This window comes from Pseudomonas caspiana (assembly GCF_040224095.2).
In the GTDB taxonomy this organism is placed as follows: domain Bacteria; phylum Pseudomonadota; class Gammaproteobacteria; order Pseudomonadales; family Pseudomonadaceae; genus Aquipseudomonas; species Aquipseudomonas caspiana.
In genome coordinates this window covers 5,073,413-5,090,147 of record NZ_CP167995.1, presented here as the reverse complement: position 1 = coordinate 5,090,147, position 16,735 = coordinate 5,073,413, and the positions used below count along the sequence as shown (strand labels likewise).

At 59.1% G+C, this 16,735-nt stretch carries 13 protein-coding genes; 8 read left to right on the top strand and 5 right to left on the bottom strand.

Features of this window, described 5'->3' with window-relative positions; all coding sequences use genetic code 11:
* Positions 1-130: 130 nt before the first annotated feature.
* The 5 genes from ptsP (at position 131) to ABRP31_RS23070 (ending at position 8,873) form a co-directional block, all read left to right on the top strand.
* On the top strand, positions 131-2,992 hold the full coding sequence (gene ptsP, locus ABRP31_RS23090; protein ID WP_349969608.1) for a phosphoenolpyruvate--protein phosphotransferase: 2,862 nt from the start codon (positions 131-133) through the stop codon (positions 2,990-2,992).
* The gene (gene pfkB / locus ABRP31_RS23085) at positions 2,992-3,933 is read left to right on the top strand and encodes a 1-phosphofructokinase (RefSeq protein WP_087264921.1); all 942 of its coding nucleotides are present in this window, start codon (positions 2,992-2,994) and stop codon (positions 3,931-3,933) included. The genes ptsP and pfkB overlap by 1 nt, the downstream gene beginning before the upstream one ends.
* 149 nt (positions 3,934-4,082) lie before the next feature.
* A complete protein-coding gene (locus ABRP31_RS23080; RefSeq protein ID WP_087264920.1) occupies positions 4,083-5,828 on the top strand; it encodes a PTS fructose-like transporter subunit IIB in 1,746 nt (581 codons plus the stop codon).
* Between the two features lie 185 nt (positions 5,829-6,013).
* Positions 6,014-7,576: an alkaline phosphatase D family protein gene (locus ABRP31_RS23075; protein ID WP_349969610.1), complete on the top strand. Its 1,563-nt coding sequence runs from the start codon at positions 6,014-6,016 to the stop codon at positions 7,574-7,576.
* A gap of 355 nt (positions 7,577-7,931) precedes the next feature.
* Positions 7,932-8,873 (top strand): AEC family transporter, encoded by a 942-nt coding sequence (locus ABRP31_RS23070; RefSeq protein ID WP_087264918.1) that lies wholly within the window; start codon positions 7,932-7,934, stop codon positions 8,871-8,873.
* Here ABRP31_RS23070 and ABRP31_RS23065 read toward each other — a convergent pair.
* From ABRP31_RS23065 to gatC, 5 genes are all read right to left on the bottom strand, one after another.
* Positions 8,870-9,937, bottom strand: coding sequence for a calcium/sodium antiporter (locus ABRP31_RS23065; protein WP_349969860.1), 1,068 nt, complete (start codon positions 9,935-9,937; stop codon positions 8,870-8,872). The genes ABRP31_RS23070 and ABRP31_RS23065 overlap by 4 nt on opposite strands.
* A gap of 29 nt (positions 9,938-9,966) precedes the next feature.
* Positions 9,967-10,344: a septal ring lytic transglycosylase RlpA family protein gene (locus ABRP31_RS23060; protein ID WP_349969611.1), complete on the bottom strand. Its 378-nt coding sequence runs from the start codon at positions 10,342-10,344 to the stop codon at positions 9,967-9,969.
* Between the two features lie 158 nt (positions 10,345-10,502).
* A complete protein-coding gene (gatB, locus tag ABRP31_RS23055; RefSeq protein WP_095096485.1) occupies positions 10,503-11,948 on the bottom strand; it encodes an Asp-tRNA(Asn)/Glu-tRNA(Gln) amidotransferase subunit GatB in 1,446 nt (481 codons plus the stop codon).
* 11 nt (positions 11,949-11,959) lie between these two features.
* Positions 11,960-13,411, bottom strand: a complete 1,452-nt coding sequence (gene gatA, locus ABRP31_RS23050) for an Asp-tRNA(Asn)/Glu-tRNA(Gln) amidotransferase subunit GatA (RefSeq protein ID WP_349969612.1) — start codon at positions 13,409-13,411, stop codon at positions 11,960-11,962.
* A 15-nt stretch (positions 13,412-13,426) separates the two neighbouring features.
* The gene (gatC, locus tag ABRP31_RS23045; RefSeq protein WP_087264913.1) at positions 13,427-13,714 is read right to left on the bottom strand and encodes an Asp-tRNA(Asn)/Glu-tRNA(Gln) amidotransferase subunit GatC; all 288 of its coding nucleotides are present in this window, start codon (positions 13,712-13,714) and stop codon (positions 13,427-13,429) included.
* Between the two features lie 208 nt (positions 13,715-13,922).
* Here gatC and mreB point away from each other — a divergent pair, with 208 nt between their 5' ends.
* From mreB to mreD, 3 genes are all read left to right on the top strand, one after another.
* Positions 13,923-14,960: a rod shape-determining protein MreB gene (gene mreB, locus ABRP31_RS23040; RefSeq protein ID WP_020292894.1), complete on the top strand. Its 1,038-nt coding sequence runs from the start codon at positions 13,923-13,925 to the stop codon at positions 14,958-14,960.
* Between the two features lie 219 nt (positions 14,961-15,179).
* The gene (gene mreC, locus ABRP31_RS23035; protein ID WP_372489469.1) at positions 15,180-16,250 is read left to right on the top strand and encodes a rod shape-determining protein MreC; all 1,071 of its coding nucleotides are present in this window, start codon (positions 15,180-15,182) and stop codon (positions 16,248-16,250) included.
* Positions 16,243-16,734 (top strand): rod shape-determining protein MreD, encoded by a 492-nt coding sequence (mreD, locus tag ABRP31_RS23030; protein WP_087264911.1) that lies wholly within the window; start codon positions 16,243-16,245, stop codon positions 16,732-16,734. The genes mreC and mreD overlap by 8 nt, the downstream gene beginning before the upstream one ends.
* Position 16,735 lies beyond the last annotated feature (1 nt).

The following is a 16,735-nucleotide window of genomic DNA, read 5'->3' as shown; positions in this document are numbered from 1 at the left end:
TATATTTGTTGCTGCTGTCTTAGGGATACCTCTGATCGTTTATCTGTTCCATCACCTAAGCTGTCGATCAGTTCATGATCGTTCTTAAAACAAGAATCAGGCGCTTGCCCGCGCTGTACAGGAGACAGGCATGCTCGAGCTCACCGTTGAGCAAATATCCATGGCCCAGACGGCTGTGGATAAGTCCGCCGCTTTGCAACTGCTTGCTGATTTTCTGGTCGCCGATGGCCTTGTCGCCGAAGGCTACCTGACCGGTTTACAGAACCGCGAAAAGCAAGGCTCGACCTTTCTCGGTCAAGGCATCGCAATCCCCCATGGCACACCAGAGACCCGCGACCAGGTATTCGCCACCGGCGTACGCCTGCTGCAGTTCCCGGAAGGCGTTGATTGGGGCGACGGCCACATGGTGTATCTGGCCATTGGTATCGCGGCCAAGTCCGACGAGCATTTGCGCCTGCTGCAACTGCTTACGCGAGCCTTGGGCGAAACTGATCTGGGTCAAGAGCTGCGCAAAGCTGACAGCCCTGACGCCCTGCTCAAACTGCTGCAAGGCGCACCGCAAGAGCTGGCCCTTGATAGCCAGTTGATCAGCCTTGGGGTTTCTGCCGACGATTTCGAAGAACTGGTCTGGCGCGGTGCACGTTTGTTGCGTAAAGCCGACTGCGTCAATAACGGCTTCGCTGCCGTGCTCCAGCAGGTCGAAGCCCTGTCTCTGGGTGATGGCCTGTGGTGGTTGCACAGCGAGCAAACCGTCAAGCGTCCAGGCCTGGCGTTCGTTACACCGGACAAACCGATCCGTTACCTCGGTCAACCGCTCACCGGGTTGTTCTGCCTCGCCAGTCTGGGCGAAGCACACCAGACGTTGCTTGAGCGTTTGTGCTCTCTGCTGATTGAAGGCCGCGGTCATGAGCTGGGCCACGCCACCAGTAATCGTGCGGTACTCGAAGCCCTGGGCGGCGAAGTGCCTGCCGAGTGGCCGACCCAGCACGTGACGCTGGCCAACGCACATGGCTTGCATGCTCGTCCGGCGAAAATCCTTGCGCAACTGGCCAAAGAGTTTGACGGCGATGTTCGCGTTCGCGTGCTGGACACTGGCGAGAGCGCTGTATCCGCCAAGAGTTTGAGCAAGCTGTTGAGTCTGGGTGCGCGTCGTGGTCAGGTGCTGGAGTTCATCGCCGAGCCGAGCGTGGCCGCCGATGCGTTGCCTGCTCTGTTGGCTGCCGTCGAGCAAGGGCTGGGTGAGGAAGTCGAGCCGCTACCAACAGCGTCATCGCCGACACCGGTTGCTGCGGTCGTCGCCAAAGAGACAGCGGCTCCACTGGATGGCGCTCAAATAACTGCGGTTCCGGCGTCGCCGGGTATCGCCATCGGTCCTGCGCATATTCAAGTGCTGCAAGCCTTTGATTACCCGCTGCAGGGCGAATCTGCCGCGATCGAGCGCGAGCGTCTGGAAAAAGCGCTGGCGGAGGTGCGTCAGGATATTCAAGGCCTGATCCAGCGCAGCAAGGCCAAGGCAATCCGCGAGATTTTCATCACGCACGTCGAAATGCTCGACGACCCTGAGCTGACCAACGAAGTTATCTTGCGCCTGAGGCAGGGCGAAAGCGCCGCAGCGGCCTGGAACAACGTGATCGACAGCGCCGCGCGCCAGCAGGAGCAGTTGAAGGATGCGCTTCTGGCGGAACGCGCAGCGGATTTGCGTGACGTCGGCCGTCGGGTTCTGGCGCAGATTTGCGGCATCGAAACCCTGGTCGCGCCGGACGAACCCTACATTCTGGTGATGGATGAAGTGGGTCCGTCCGATGTGGCGCGGCTCGATCCTGTGCAGGTTGCCGGCATTCTGACCGCGCGTGGCGGCGCGACGGCGCACAGCGCAATTGTTGCGCGCGCACTGGGCATTCCCGCGCTGGTTGGCGCCGGTGATGGCGTGCTGTTGCTCAAACCGGGCACGATGCTGTTGCTCGACGGCCAGAAAGGTCGCCTGACGGTTGCCCCGGATACCGAGACGTTGCAGCGCGCTGCAGAGGATCGCGATAACCGCGAACGACGCCTGCAAGCCGCCGCCGCGAAACGTATGGAGCCCGCGCTGACCCTCGATGGTCATGCGGTTGAAGTCTTCGCCAACATTGGCGACAGCGCCGGTACACCGGCTGCGGTAGAGCAGGGCGCGGAAGGCATCGGCCTGTTGCGTACCGAGTTGCTGTTCATGGCCCACTCACAGGCGCCGGATGAGGCAACTCAGGAAGCGGAATACCGCCGCGTGCTGGATGACCTGCAAGGTCGCCCGTTGGTGGTTCGTACGCTGGACGTAGGTGGCGACAAACCGCTGCCTTACTGGCCAATCGACAAGGAAGAAAACCCGTTTCTCGGTGTGCGCGGCATTCGCCTGACCCTGCAACGACCGCAAGTCATGGAAAGCCAGTTGCGCGCTTTGCTGCGTGCTGCTGACAACCGCCCTCTGCGCATCATGTTCCCGATGGTCGGCACCGTTGAGGAATGGCGTCAGGCACGGGACATGACCTTGCGACTGCGCGAAGAGATCCCGGTGGCGGACTTGCAGATCGGCATCATGATCGAAGTCCCGTCAGCCGCCTTGCTTGCACCCGTGCTCGCCAAGGAAGTGGATTTTTTCAGCGTCGGCACCAACGACCTGACCCAATACACCCTGGCCATCGATCGTGGCCACCCGACCTTGTCGGCTCAGGCTGACGGTTTGCATCCAGCGGTCTTGCAATTGATCGACATGACCGTGCGTGCGGCCCATGCCAACGGCAAGTGGGTCGGCATCTGCGGTGAGCTGGCGGCTGATCCGTTGGCGGTTCCGGTGCTGGTGGGGCTGGGCGTCGATGAGTTGAGTGTTTCGGCGCGCAGCATTGGCGAGGTCAAAGCCTGTGTACGTGAACTGAATTTGAGAACCGCTAAGCAACTGGCGCAAAACGCGCTGACGGTGGGCAGTGCCGCCGAAGTTCGCGCTCTCGTGGAGGCTTTGTAATGGCCAAGATACTGACCCTGACCATGAACCCCGCACTGGACCTGACTGTGCAGTTGGGACCGTTGCAGCTCGGACAAGTCAACCGCAGCGAAGCCATGCTCAGCCATGCGGCGGGTAAAGGTTTGAACGTTGCCCAGGTGCTGGCTGATCTGGGGCATCAAGTGACCGTCGCTGGCTTTCTCGGCGTCGACAACCAGCAACCGTTCGAGGCGCTGTTTACGCGTCGCGGCTTTGTCGATGAGTTCGTTCGCGTGCCGGGTGAAACCCGCAGCAACATCAAGCTGGCCGAGCAGAGCGGGCGTATCACCGACCTGAATGGCCCCGGCCCGATGGTCAGCGAGGATGCGCAGCAAGCGTTGTATGCCCGTGTCGAACAGATCGCGACGCAGTTCGACGCGGTCGTGGTTGCAGGCAGCTTGCCGCGTGGTGTCAGCCCGGAATGGCTGCACAAGTTGCTGGTACGCCTGAAAGATCTAGGTCTGAAAGTTGCGCTGGACAGCAGTGGCCTGGCTTTGCGTGCGGGTCTTGCGGCGGGTCCGTGGCTGATCAAGCCCAATACTGAAGAGCTGGCCGATGCGTTGGATGCGCCGATCATTTCCATCGCTGCTCAGGCCGAAGCTGCCGCCAGCCTGCGCGCCCGTGGCATTGAACATGTGGTGATCTCGCAGGGTTCTGAAGGCGTGCATTGGTTCAGCGCTGAGACTGCGCTGCAGTCGCTGCCGCCGAAAGTCACCGTGGCGAGCACGGTGGGTGCCGGAGACTCGCTGCTGGCGGGCATGGTGCACGGGTTGCTCAGCGGTCATCCGGCTCAGCAAACCTTGCGCACTGCCACGGCCATTGCGGCCATGGCGGTGACCCAGATCGGGTTTGGTATTACCGATAACGCACAGCTTAAAAAGCTTGAAGGCGGCGTGAACGTGCGCACTCTGGCGGAAAAATAAGGGAGCCGGCCACTGCATGGCCGGTGCAGGAGCTGCCGAAGGCTGCGATCAGGTGTGCCAGATACATCGCGATCGCAGCCTTCGGCAGCTCCTACAGAATGCATTCCAATCAACTTGGTGATGCGCTGTTTAATAAGAGAGGCCAGGTAATGAAATTAGCCATTGTGACAGCCTGCCCAAATGGCAAGGTCAGCAGCGTTCTCAGTGCGAGGCTGCTGGATGCCGCGGCCCAGCGTATGGGCTGGAGCACCAGCGTCGAAGTATTTGATCCGCGCAACCCGACACAGGTTTTGTCCGCGCAAGAAGTCGCCGACGCAGACTGGATTCTGGTGGTCAACACCGGCGAAGTCGATCTGTCGCGTTTCGTGGGCAAGCGCCTGTTTCAAGACTCTCCCGCTCACGCGCTGCAAGACGTGGACGGCTTTCTGCATCGTGCGGCCGAGCAGGCCAAAGTCTATGAGGCTCCCGTTGCGACAGCCTCTGCAGCGCCTTCTGCCGTGAGCACCGGCAGTGTGCCGCGCATTGTCGCAGTCACTGCGTGTCCGACCGGCGTTGCACATACGTTCATGGCAGCCGAGGCAATTCAGCAAGCCGCCAAGCGTCTGGGTTATGAGCTTCAGGTTGAAACTCAAGGCTCGGTAGGCGCACGTAATCCCCTCAGCGCTCAAGCGATTGCCGACGCTGACGTGGTATTGCTGGCAGCCGATATCGAAGTCGCCACCGAGCGCTTCGCGGGTAAGCGCATCTATCGTTGCGGCACCGGTATTGCCCTCAAGCAATCCGACGCAACCTTGAAGAAGGCCTTGGCTGAAGCTCAGGTGGAATCCTCTGGCAGCACCTCGAAGGAGCCTGCCAAGCAGGAAAAAACCGGCGTCTACAAACACTTGCTCACCGGCGTGTCGTACATGCTGCCGATGGTGGTGGCGGGCGGTTTGCTGATCGCGCTGTCATTTGTTTTCGGCATCGAGGCTTTCAAAGAGCCGGGCACGCTGGCTGCGGTGCTCAAACAGGTGGGTGATGCTGCGTTTACGTTGATGGTTCCTTTGCTGGCTGGTTACATCGCCTATTCCATCGCAGATCGGCCGGGGCTGGCTCCAGGCATGATTGGTGGTCTATTGGCGAGCACTCTTGGCGCAGGTTTCATCGGCGGGATCGCGGCAGGTTTCATTGCGGGTTATAGCGCTTGGGCAATCAGTCGCTATGTGCGTTTGCCAGCCAGTGTTGAAGCGCTCAAACCGATTCTGATTATCCCGTTGCTGGCCAGCCTCATCACTGGCTTGCTGATGATTTACGCCGTAGGCAAACCGGTGGCAGGGCTGCTGGAAAGCCTGACGGTGTTCCTCAACAGCATGGGCACCACTAACGCCATTCTGCTGGGCGTGCTGCTCGGGGCGATGATGTGTGTCGATCTGGGTGGGCCGATCAACAAAGCGTCCTACGCGTTCTCGGTCGGTTTGCTGGCCTCCCAGAGCTACGCGCCGATGGCCGCTGCGATGGCGGCAGGCATGGTACCGCCGATCGGGATGGGCATCGCCAGTTTCATCGCTCGCCGCAAATTCGCTCAGAGCGAGCGGGAGGCGGGTAAGGCCGCGTTCGTCCTGGGCCTGTGTTTCATTTCCGAAGGCGCCATTCCGTTTGCTGCGAAAGATCCGTTGCGCGTCATCCCGGCCAGCATCGCTGGTGGGGCGTTGACCGGTGCGTTGTCGATGTACTTCGGTTGCAAGCTGATGGCACCGCACGGTGGTCTTTTCGTGATGCTTATCCCGAATGCGATGAACCATGCGCTGTTGTATCTGCTGGCGATTGTTGCGGGTAGCGTGGTGACAGGTGTGACGTACGCCTTGCTCAAGCGTCCTGAGGTGGTTGAGATGGAGGTTGCGCCCGCGCAGGCTTGATTTACACCCTGCCCTGGTAATGCGATGTCCCCGGTAGGAGCGAACGTGTTCGCGAGGCGATTTGAAAGACACACCGCCTCTCGCCAACAAGTTGGCTCCTACCGGTTGAATGTCTGCCCCATTGTCATATTTCCCCCATCTTGCACTGCTAGCTTTCCCCTTTACCTTCAACAAGGGGACCCTCCATGACTCAGTTCGACCCGACACGACGTCGCATCATTCAGGCTGCTGGTGCAGGTTTGCTTTTGCCTGGTCTGGCTCCAGCCGTTATCGCTTCGATTCAGGACCGACCGAAAATCACCGACGGCGTGCAGTCCGGTGACGTACTCGGTGATCGGGCGATGGTCTGGAGTCGCAGTGATCGACCGTCGCGCATGGTCGTGGAGTGGGACACCCGCAGCATGTTCACCAATCCGCGGCGTCTGGTTTCAGCCCTCGCTGATCAGCGCACTGACTTTACTGCGCGAGTCGAATTGACCGGACTGCCCACCGATCAGGCGATTTTCTATCGCGTGCAGTTCGAAGATGCCCAGTCAGGCACGACCAGTGAGCCCTGGTTCGGCCATCTGCGCAGTGTGCCGCAACAGCGTCGGGACCTGCGTTTCGTCTGGAGTGGCGACACGGTGGGTCAAGGCTTCGGCATCAACCCGGATGTGGGCGGCATGCGTATCTATGAAGCCATGCGTCTGCGTCTGCCGGATTTTTTTATCCACAGCGGCGACACCATCTATGCCGATGGCCCTGTCCCGGCGCAGATCGTTACCGAAGGTGGGCGCATCTGGCGCAACATCACTACCGAAGCCAAGAGCAAAGTCGCGGAAACCCTCGACGAATACCGTGGTGCTTATCGCTACAACCTGATGGATGACAACCTGCGCCGTTTCAATGCTGAGGTGCCGCAGATCTGGCAGTGGGACGACCACGAAGTGACGAACAACTGGTCGCCGAGCAAACAGCTGGACGACCGTTACAAGGTCAAGGACATACAACTGTTGGCGTCCCGTGGTCGTCAGGCATTCCTTGAATACGCGCCTATGCGTTTGCAGGAGGCGGATAAGGGCGGGCGCATCTATCGCAAGATGAGTTACGGGCCGATGCTGGATGTGTTCGTGCTGGACATGCGCAGTTATCGCGACGGTAACGACTCCAATCTGGCTGATAAACCTGGCCCTACCACGGCGTTTCTGGGACGCACTCAACTGGACTGGCTCAAAAGCGGACTCAAGAATTCCACTGCACAATGGAAGGTGATCGCTGCAGACATGCCGATTGGTCTGGGTGTGCCGGATGGCGAAGTCAGCCCCGGCGTGGCGCGCTGGGAAGCCATCGCCAATGGCAACGACGGCCCGGCGGCCGGTCGCGAACTGGAAATCGCTGAACTGCTGACCTATCTGCGCGCGCAAAAAATCCGCGACTGCGTGTGGCTGACTGCCGATGTGCATTACTGCGCGGCGCATCACTATCAACCGGATCGGGCGGTGTTTCAGGACTTCGATCCATTCTGGGAATTTGTTGCCGGGCCGTTGAACGCGGGTAGCTTCGGGCCTAACCCGCTGGATAAAACCTTCGGCCCTGAACTGGTCTTCCAGAAGGCCCCGCCTGCGCAGAACACCTCCCCGTTTGCCGGTTTCCAGTTTTTTGGCGAGGTGAACATCGACGGGCAAAGTTCGGAGATGACCGTGACCTTGCGGGATCTGGATGGGGTTTCGGTGTTCGAGAAGAAACTGGTGCCCGCCCGGGAGGCATGAAGCGCTGAGCATTCCTGTAGGAACTCGCCCCTTGTTTCTGACGCAGCACTATTGCGCAGCAAACATGGACCTGTAGGAGCTCACCGAGCTTACGAGGCCCGCGACGGCGTAGTGTCATGCAAACCGCTATCGCTGGCCTCGTAACCTCGGTGAGCTGCTACAGGATTGGGTTCAATCTGGAAGATTGCAGTTTGTCTGAGAAGTGCCAACCTGTTGGCGAGGCGATCTTCTGTTTAGCCAGATAGGCCGCTCGCGAACAAGTTCACTCCTACAGCGGCTTTCCGAAATTCCCTGTAACGCTATCGTCTATGCTGGCTTATCATTAGCTACCTAACGACGGGACAGGGTTCGACGAATGCTGGACATTTTCTATCAGACCCTGGCCATCACTGCGCCGGTTTTCGCCATGCTGTTCCTAGGGGTGCTGCTCAAGCGCATCAACTGGATTGATGACGGTTTCATCATGACCGCGTCGAGCCTGGTGTTTAACGTGACCATGCCCGCGCTGCTGTTTCTGGGCATCATCCACGCCGATTTGCGTGAAGCCTTGCAGCCATCGCTGCTGATCTTTTTCACCATCATCACCCTGGCTGGTTTCGCGTTCGCGTGGGGCTGGGCGATCTGGCGTGTGCCGCTGGTAGATCGTGGGGTTTTCGTTCAGGGCGCCTTTCGCGGTAACAACGGTGTGATCGGTCTGGCGCTGGCCGCCAGCATGTACGGCGATTACGGGATTTCTCTGGGAGCGATTCTCGCGGCCCTGGTCATCCTGTTCTACAACGCGCTCTCGACCATCGTGCTCGCGGTGTACAGCCCGGTGATCAAGTCTGACCCGTGGAGCCTGTTCAAAAGCGTGTTGGGCAACCCGTTGATCATCAGCATCATCGCGGCTACGCCCTTTGCCTATTTCAAGATTCCGCTGCCTCACTGGATCGAAACGTCGGGCAATTATCTGGCGCAGATGACCCTGCCGCTGGCCCTGATCTGTATCGGCGGCACGCTGTCACTGAGTTCGCTGCATCAGAGCGGCAAGCTGGCAATCAGCGCCAGTGTCATGAAGATGGTCACTTTGCCGGTGCTGTCTACGCTGGCAGCCTGGCTGTGTGGATTCCGTGGGGCAGAGTTGGGGATTCTGTTTCTGTACTTCGCCAGCCCGACCGCCGCGTCCAGTTACGTCATGGCCCGGGCGGCCAATGGCAATCATGTGCTGGCTGCAGCGATCATCGTGATCACGACACTGGCGGCAGCGGTGACCACCAATATCGGGATCTTTATCCTGCAATGGGGCGGCTGGATCTAGTGCTGACGTCGCCATGCTCTGATTGTGCTGAAGGTAATCATCACCGCGAACACCGGCAGTACAAACTGGACCATCAGCCGCTCAAGCTTGTCGGCCAGCGGCATGCCGGTGGTGAACGATACGATGTGCAGTCCGTACGCGGCATACAGCGCCAGCAGCATCAGCCCTTCGATCCGGGTGATCCGGTAGCCGGAGTAGAACAAAGGCATGCACAGCGCCGCTACGCCAAGCATCACGGGCAGGTCAAAATCCAGCGCATTGGGCGAGACTGACAGTGGCATGGGTGCGATAAGGGCTGTGATGCCCAGGACGCCCAACAGATTGAACAGGTTACTGCCAACAACGTTGCCCACGGCAATGTCACGCTCGCCACGCAATGCGGCGATCAATGAAGTGGTCAAGGCGGGCAGGGAGGTACTGACGGCAATCACGGTGAGGCCAATCACCCGTTCAGACAGACCAAGATCCATCGCGATCACCACTGATGCTGCCACCAGCAGATGACTGCCCAGCACCACGCAAGCGATACCACCCAACAACGCGCCCAGGCGCAACACGACCTGACCTGTTTTGCGTGAGTGTTCCGTGCCACTGGATTGGCGATAGGCAAAGCGTTGCCCGGATTGACGCAAGACAACCAGTAGGTAGACGAGCAAACCCAGCAGCAGGATCGCGCCATCCAGCGCACCGAGCACGCCGTTCCAGGAAAGTGCCAAAACCAATGCACTCGCTGCAATCATCAGCGGGATTTCCAGGCGTACCAGCTGCCGGGTAACCCGTAGCGGAATGATCAGCGCGCACAATCCCAAGGTGACCAGTACATTGAAGATGTTGCTGCCTACCACGCTGCCCACGGCGATATCCGCGCTGGAGGTGAACGCTGCTTGCAGGCCCACCGCCATTTGCGGCGCGCTGCTGCCCAGCGCAACAAAGGTCAGGCCAATGAACAGCGGCCGTACCCCAAGGGTGGTCGCCAGACTCACTGCGGCACGCACGGAAAGCTCGGCCCCGATAAGCAGCAACAGCAAACCGCAGACCCACTGAAGTACGTCGGGAAAGGGCAGGGATGATAGTTCGAGAATTCGGGGCGTCCTTAGTCGCTCAGACTTTGTACGCGCACAGGCGCGGTTCCGCTGCGCACCATGCCGATCTGTTCGGCAGCCGCGCGTGATAGATCAATCAGTCGGCCACGTGTGTGAGGGCCGCGATCATTGATCCGGACAATAACGCTTTTGTCGTTATCAAGATTGGTGACTTTGACTCGGGTGCCAAAGGGTAGCTGACGGTGGGCCGCCGTGAGCGCGTTTTGATCAAAGGGTTCGCCGCTGGCGGTACGCTTGCCGTGGTGCCGGGCGCCGTAATAGGAGGCATCGCCCGTTTGATTGTAGCCACGAGCGTCGATGATCTGGTTCTGGCTGGCGCAGCCAACCAGGAAGGTGAACAGGGCTGTGGTGCCGAGAAGCCGCAGCATGGGTTGCGATCCTTAAGATTTTTTAGACTACCGCATCTCTCTGTAGGGGCTCACCGAAGTTACGAGGCCAGCGATGGCGGCCTGTCTGACACTTCGCCATCGCTGGCCTCGTAACCTCGGTGAGTTCCTACAGGTAAGGTCCGGCAGGAGCTTTTAAATCAACCTTCCAGCTTCTTCTTCAGCAGTTCATTGACCTGCTGTGGGTTCGCTTTGCCTTTCGATACTTTCATCGCCTGACCTACGAAGAAGCCGAACATCTTGCCGCGTTTGGCTTCATCAGCGGCGCGGTACTGTTCGACCTGCTCAGCGTTGGCTGCCAGCATTTCGTCGAGCATCGACTCGATGGCTCCGCTGTCAGTCACTTGCTTCAGGCCGCGTTTTTCGATGATTTCATCGGCGCTGCCTTCGCCATTGGCCATGGCTTCGAAGACCATTTTCGCGATTTTGCCGGAAATGGTGTTGTCGGTGATGCGCTTGAGCATGCCGCCCAGTTGCTCGGCGCTGACCGGCGACTCTTCGATTTCCAGGCCTTGCTTGTTCAGCAGGCTGCCCAGTTCGACCATGACCCAGTTGGCGGCCAGTTTTGCGTCGCCACTGATGCTGACCACTTGTTCGAAGTAGTCCGCCTGCTCGCGACTGGAGGCCAGCACGCTCGCGTCATAAGCCGACAGGCTGAACTGACTCTGGAAGCGCTCGCGTTTCTGCGGCGGCAACTCCGGCAGGGTTGCGCGGGTTTCTTCGATGAACGAATCTTCGATCACCACTGGCAGCAGGTCCGGATCGGGGAAGTAACGGTAGTCGTTGGCTTCCTCTTTGCTGCGCATGGCGCGGGTTTCGTCTTTGTTTGGATCGTAAAGACGGGTCTGCTGCACGACCTTGCCGCCATCTTCGATCAGATCGATCTGACGCTGGATTTCGCTGTTGATCGCCTTTTCGATGAAGCGGAACGAGTTGACGTTCTTGATCTCGCAACGGGTACCGAATTCGACCTGACCCTTCGGACGGATCGAAACGTTACAGTCGCAGCGCAGCGAACCTTCAGCCATGTTGCCGTCGCAGATGCCCAGGTAACGAACAAGCGCGTGCATGGCTTTAACGTAAGCCACTGCTTCCTTGGCCGAACGCATGTCCGGCTCGGAAACGATTTCCAGCAGCGGGGTGCCCGCACGGTTCAGGTCGATGCCGGTCATGCCGCTGAAGTCTTCGTGCAGGCTTTTGCCGGCGTCTTCTTCAAGGTGGGCGCGGGTGATGCCGACGCGTTTCACGGTGCCGTCTTCAAGGGTGATGTCCAGGTGGCCTTTGCCGACAATCGGCAATTCCATCTGGCTGATCTGATAACCCTTGGGCAGGTCTGGGTAGAAGTAGTTTTTGCGGGCAAACACGTTGTGCTGGCCGATCTCGGCGTCTACCGCCAGACCGAACTTGACCGCCATGCGCACAGCTTCTTTATTGAGCACCGGCAAAACGCCGGGCATGCCCAGGTCAACCAGGCTGGCCTGCGTGTTGGGCTCGGAGCCGAACGCGATGGCGCTGCCGGAGAAAATCTTCGATTGGGTCGAAAGCTGGGTGTGAATCTCCAGCCCGATAACGACTTCCCATTGCATGTGTTTTCTCCTTAGAAGCCGTCAGGCGTGCGCAGATGCCAATCGGTGACTTGCTGATACTGATGAGCAACGTTCAGCAAGCGGCTTTCCTGGAAATACGGGGCGAGCAATTGCACGCCTACCGGCAGACCATCGGCAAAGCCCGCTGGCATGGACAAGCCCGGCAGACCCGCGAGGTTGGCGGTGATGGTGTAGAAGTCTTCCAGATACTCGGCGATCGGGTCGTTGGTCTTGGCGCCGATTTTCCAGGCCGGGTTAGGCGTGGTCGGCCCGAGGATCACATCGACTTCAGCGAAAGCGTTCATGAAGTCGTTCTTGATCAGGCGACGGATTTTCTGCGCCTGCAGGTAGTACGCGTCGTAGTAGCCAGCGGACAGCGCGTAAGCACCGACCAGAATCCGGCGTTGTACTTCAGGGCCAAAGCCCTCAGCGCGGGAGCGCTCGTACAGGTCGGTGAGGTCTTTCGGTTCTTCGCAGCGATGGCCAAAGCGCACGCCGTCAAAACGCGACAGGTTCGAAGAGGCTTCTGCCGGAGCGATCACGTAATAAGCCGGGATGCCGTGTTGCAGGTTTGGCAGGCTGATTTCCTTGACCACGGCACCGAGCTTTTTCAGCTCTTCGACGCTGGCCATGACCATATCTGCAATGCGCGGGTCGAGACCAGCACTGAAATATTCCTTTGGAAGGCCGATGCGCAGGCCTTGCAGCGAGCCGTTAAGGCTGGCGCTGTAGTCCGGCACAGGCTCGTCGATGCTGGTGGAGTCGAGCGGGTCGAAACCGGCCATGCCTTGCAGCAACAACGCGCAGTCTTCAGCGGTACGTGCCAGCGGACCACCCTGATCAAGGCTCGAGGCATAAGCGATCATGCCCCAGCGGGAAACCCGACCGTAGGTCGGTTTCAGGCCGGTCAGGTTAGTCAGTGCGGCCGGTTGGCGAATCGAGCCGCCGGTGTCGGTGCCCGTCGCGGCTGGCAGCAAGCGAGCGGCAACCGCAGCAGCTGAACCACCCGAGGAACCACCCGGTACGTGCTCAAGACTCCATGGGTTTTTCACCGCGCCGTAGTGGCTGGACTCGTTGGCCGAACCCATGGCGAATTCGTCCATGTTGGTCTTGCCAAGGGTGACGGTACCCGCAGCCGCCAGCTTTGCAACGACAGTGGCGTCGTACGGCGCCTTGAAGTTGTCGAGCATTTTCGATGCGCAGCTGGTGCGCACGCCTTGTGTGCAGAACAGGTCCTTGTGAGCGATCGGTGCGCCCAGTAACGGATTGTTTTCACCAGCAGCGCGACGGGCATCAGCGGCTTGCGCCTGGGTGATGGCCAGGTCTTCGGTAAGGGTAATGAAGCTGTTGAGCTGCGGGTCGAGCTGCGTAATGCGCGCGAGCAGGACACGGGTCAATTCTTCGGAAGAAAACTTTTTATCGGCGAGTCCGCGGGCGATCTCTGCCAGAGTCATTTTATGCATTGAAGGCACATTCCCTTAGTCGATGACTTTTGGAACCAGATAAAGGCCGTCTTGGACCGCTGGTGCGATGGCTTGATAGGTTTCCCGGCGATTTCGCTCGGTAACCACGTCTTCGCGCAGGCGTTGGGACGCTTCGAGAGGGTGGGCAAGTGGTTCAATACCGGTGGTATCGACTGCTTGCATCTGATCAACCAGGCCAAGAATGCTGTTTAGTGCTTCGGTAGTACGCGGGATATCGGCGTCATTCAGGCGAATTCGTGCCAGATGAGCGATCTTTTCCACGTCGGAGCGATCAAGCGCCATGGGTTTCTCCAGTGGAATGACTACGGATTGGATCCGTGTGGTAGATTGAGGAACACTATCGCATTTCTACGGTCAGAAGGCCGCGAACGTCGAGGGTCGTGCTCGGAAAAACCGCTAATTTAACATATTGGCTCCTTGCCCAAAATCCCTGTCGTTGTTAGAGTTTGCCGCACTTTTTTACCCACGCGTTCCCTAGGGTCCCTTTCCCATGTTCAAGAAACTGCGTGGCATGTTTTCCAGCGATCTGTCTATCGACCTGGGCACTGCCAACACCCTTATTTACGTGCGTGAGCGCGGCATCGTTCTGAATGAACCATCAGTTGTGGCCATTCGGACCCACGGAAACCAGAAGAGCGTCGTTGCTGTCGGGATGGAAGCCAAGCGCATGCTCGGCCGTACCCCGGGCAACATCGCCGCTATTCGCCCAATGAAAGACGGCGTTATCGCCGACTTCAGCGTTTGCGAAAAAATGCTGCAGTACTTCATCAACAAGGTTCACGAAAACAGCTTCCTGCAGCCAAGCCCTCGGGTATTGATCTGCGTGCCGTGCAAATCGACTCAGGTAGAGCGTCGTGCGATTCGCGAATCAGCGCTGGGTGCTGGTGCACGTGAAGTGTTCCTGATCGAAGAGCCAATGGCTGCTGCCATCGGTGCCGGCTTGCCGGTCGAAGAGGCCCGCGGTTCGATGGTCGTCGATATCGGTGGTGGTACCACTGAAATCGCTTTGATCTCGCTCAATGGTGTGGTTTATGCCGAATCCGTACGGGTTGGCGGCGACCGTTTCGACGAAGCGATCATCACCTACGTGCGTCGTAACTACGGCAGCCTGATCGGTGAATCCACTGCCGAGCGCATCAAGCAGGAAATCGGTACTGCCTATCCAGGCGGCGAAGTGCGTGAAGTTGACGTGCGTGGCCGTAACCTGGCTGAAGGCGTTCCACGCGCCTTCACTCTGAATTCCAACGAAGTGCTTGAAGCGCTGCAGGAATCTCTGGCGACCATCGTTCAGGCTGTGAAGAGCGCATTGGAGCAATCGCCTCCGGAACTGGCATCGGACATCGCTGAGCGCGGTCTGGTATTGACCGGTGGTGGTGCATTGCTGCGTGACCTGGACAAATTGCTGGCTCAGGAGACTGGTCTGCCGGTGATCGTTGCCGAAGATCCGTTGACCTGCGTAGCGCGTGGCGGTGGCCGTGCGCTGGAAATGATGGATAAGCACACGATGGATCTGCTCTCGAGCGAGTAATTCGCTGGCAAGACCTATCATGCATCCTTATGTGTACAGGTAGCGATTTGGCTACCTGTATGCGTTAGGCTGACGCCAAAATATGGTGTTACTTTTTCCACCCGTTCAGGCCGGTTGCATATCGCATGAATAACAACAGCCGATTGAAATCTTGCTTCGGAGGAGCGGCTTATTAAACCGCTTTTCGCAAAAGGCCCTTCGTTGGGCGTGCGCCTGTTGGTGCTGGTCGTGTTGTCGGTGGCGCTGATGGTCGTCGATGCGCGCTTCACCGTGCTCAAGCCTGTGCGCAGCCAGATGTCGCTGGTGCTGATGCAGTCGTACTGGATTGTCGATCTTCCGCAACGGCTGATGCAGGGTGTGGCCAGCCAGTTCGGCAGTCGTACCGAGCTGATCGCTGAAAACGAAAAACTCAAGACCGAAGCCTTGCTCCTGCAAGGGCGCCTGCAGAAGCTGGCAGCCCTGACCGAGCAAAACGTGCGCTTGCGCGAGTTGCTTAACTCGTCGGCACTGGTCAACGAGAAGGTCGAAGTGGCCGAACTCATCGGCATGGATCCTAATCCGTTCACTCACCGGATCATTATCAACAAAGGCGAACGCGACGGTGTGGTCCTCGGCCAGCCTGTGCTCGACGCACGCGGCCTGATGGGGCAAGTGGTCGAGTTGATGCCCTACACGTCGCGCGTGTTGCTGCTGACTGACACAACCCACAGCATTCCAGTACAGGTCAACCGTAACGGGCTGCGGGCAATTGCCAGCGGTACGGGTAACCCAGAGCGTCTTGAGCTGCGTCATGTAGCGGACACCGCTGACATCAAGGAAGGCGACCTGCTGGTCAGCTCCGGCCTGGGTCAGCGTTTTCCTGCCGGATATCCCGTCGCCACTGTCAAAGAAGTCATTCATGACTCTGGACAACCGTTTGCCATTGTTCGGGCTGTCCCGACCGCTGCGCTGAACCGCAGCCGCTACCTGCTGTTGGTGTTCTCCGACGGCCGTTCGCCGGAAGAACGTGCTGCCGATGCCGCTCGCGCTCAAGAGTCCATCGAGAAAGGTGCTGATCCAGCTGTGTCACCCGCTACGGCTCCTGCTGCTAACGGCGTCGTGCCTGCGGGAACACATTCTGCGCCTGCTGCCCACGGTGCTGCTGCTCCGGCTGCCGCGCCCGCTGCAACACCGGCCGCGACGCCTGCGACACCAGCACCCAAACCCGCCAGCAAGCCGCCTGTGAAGCCTGCCGCGACCAAGCCACCGGCCGCCGCGCCTGCCGCCACTCGGGAGAGAATTGATGGCTAGTCATGCCCCGGAACGTAACGGGTGGGTCGTCTGGTTCACTTTTGTCGTGGGTTTGCTGTTGAGCGTCTCGCCTCTGCCGCAGTTCATGGAAATCTTTCGCCCGCTCTGGCTGGCGCTGCTTGTGACCTTCTGGGCGCTGTATCTGCCCCATAAGGTGGGGATGACCACTGCGTGGTTGTTGGGCCTGATGGAGGACGTGCTTTACGGCACATTGCTGGGGCAGAACGCCCTGACCTTGTGTTTGATCACCTTCCTAGTGATGTCCCTGCAGCAACGCTTGCGCATGTTTCCCATGTGGCAGCAGTGTCTGATTCTGTTGGTTATTTTCGGGCTGGCCCAATTGGCACAGCTCTGGCTCAGCGCCCTGACCGGCAACCGACAACCAACGCTGGCGTTGGTCTTGCCTGCTCTGGTCAGTGCCTTGTTATGGCCTTGGGTCAGCTATGGCCTGCGAGGCTTGAGCAAGCGTTTGAAAATCAACTGAC

Coding starts and splice junctions, on each gene's coding strand:
- mreB (WP_020292894.1), top strand. CDS start 13,923: ATGTTCAAGAAACTGCGTGGCATGTTTTCCAGCGATCTGTCTATCGAC.
- gatC (WP_087264913.1), bottom strand. CDS start 13,714: ATGGCGCTTGATCGCTCCGACGTGGAAAAGATCGCTCATCTGGCACGA.
- ABRP31_RS23060 (WP_349969611.1), bottom strand. CDS start 10,344: ATGCTGCGGCTTCTCGGCACCACAGCCCTGTTCACCTTCCTGGTTGGC.
- ABRP31_RS23075 (WP_349969610.1), top strand. CDS start 6,014: ATGACTCAGTTCGACCCGACACGACGTCGCATCATTCAGGCTGCTGGT.
- pfkB (WP_087264921.1), top strand. CDS start 2,992: ATGGCCAAGATACTGACCCTGACCATGAACCCCGCACTGGACCTGACT.
- mreD (WP_087264911.1), top strand. CDS start 16,243: ATGGCTAGTCATGCCCCGGAACGTAACGGGTGGGTCGTCTGGTTCACT.
- gatB (WP_095096485.1), bottom strand. CDS start 11,948: ATGCAATGGGAAGTCGTTATCGGGCTGGAGATTCACACCCAGCTTTCG.
- ABRP31_RS23080 (WP_087264920.1), top strand. CDS start 4,083: ATGAAATTAGCCATTGTGACAGCCTGCCCAAATGGCAAGGTCAGCAGC.
- ABRP31_RS23070 (WP_087264918.1), top strand. CDS start 7,932: ATGCTGGACATTTTCTATCAGACCCTGGCCATCACTGCGCCGGTTTTC.
- ptsP (WP_349969608.1), top strand. CDS start 131: ATGCTCGAGCTCACCGTTGAGCAAATATCCATGGCCCAGACGGCTGTG.
- gatA (WP_349969612.1), bottom strand. CDS start 13,411: ATGCATAAAATGACTCTGGCAGAGATCGCCCGCGGACTCGCCGATAAA.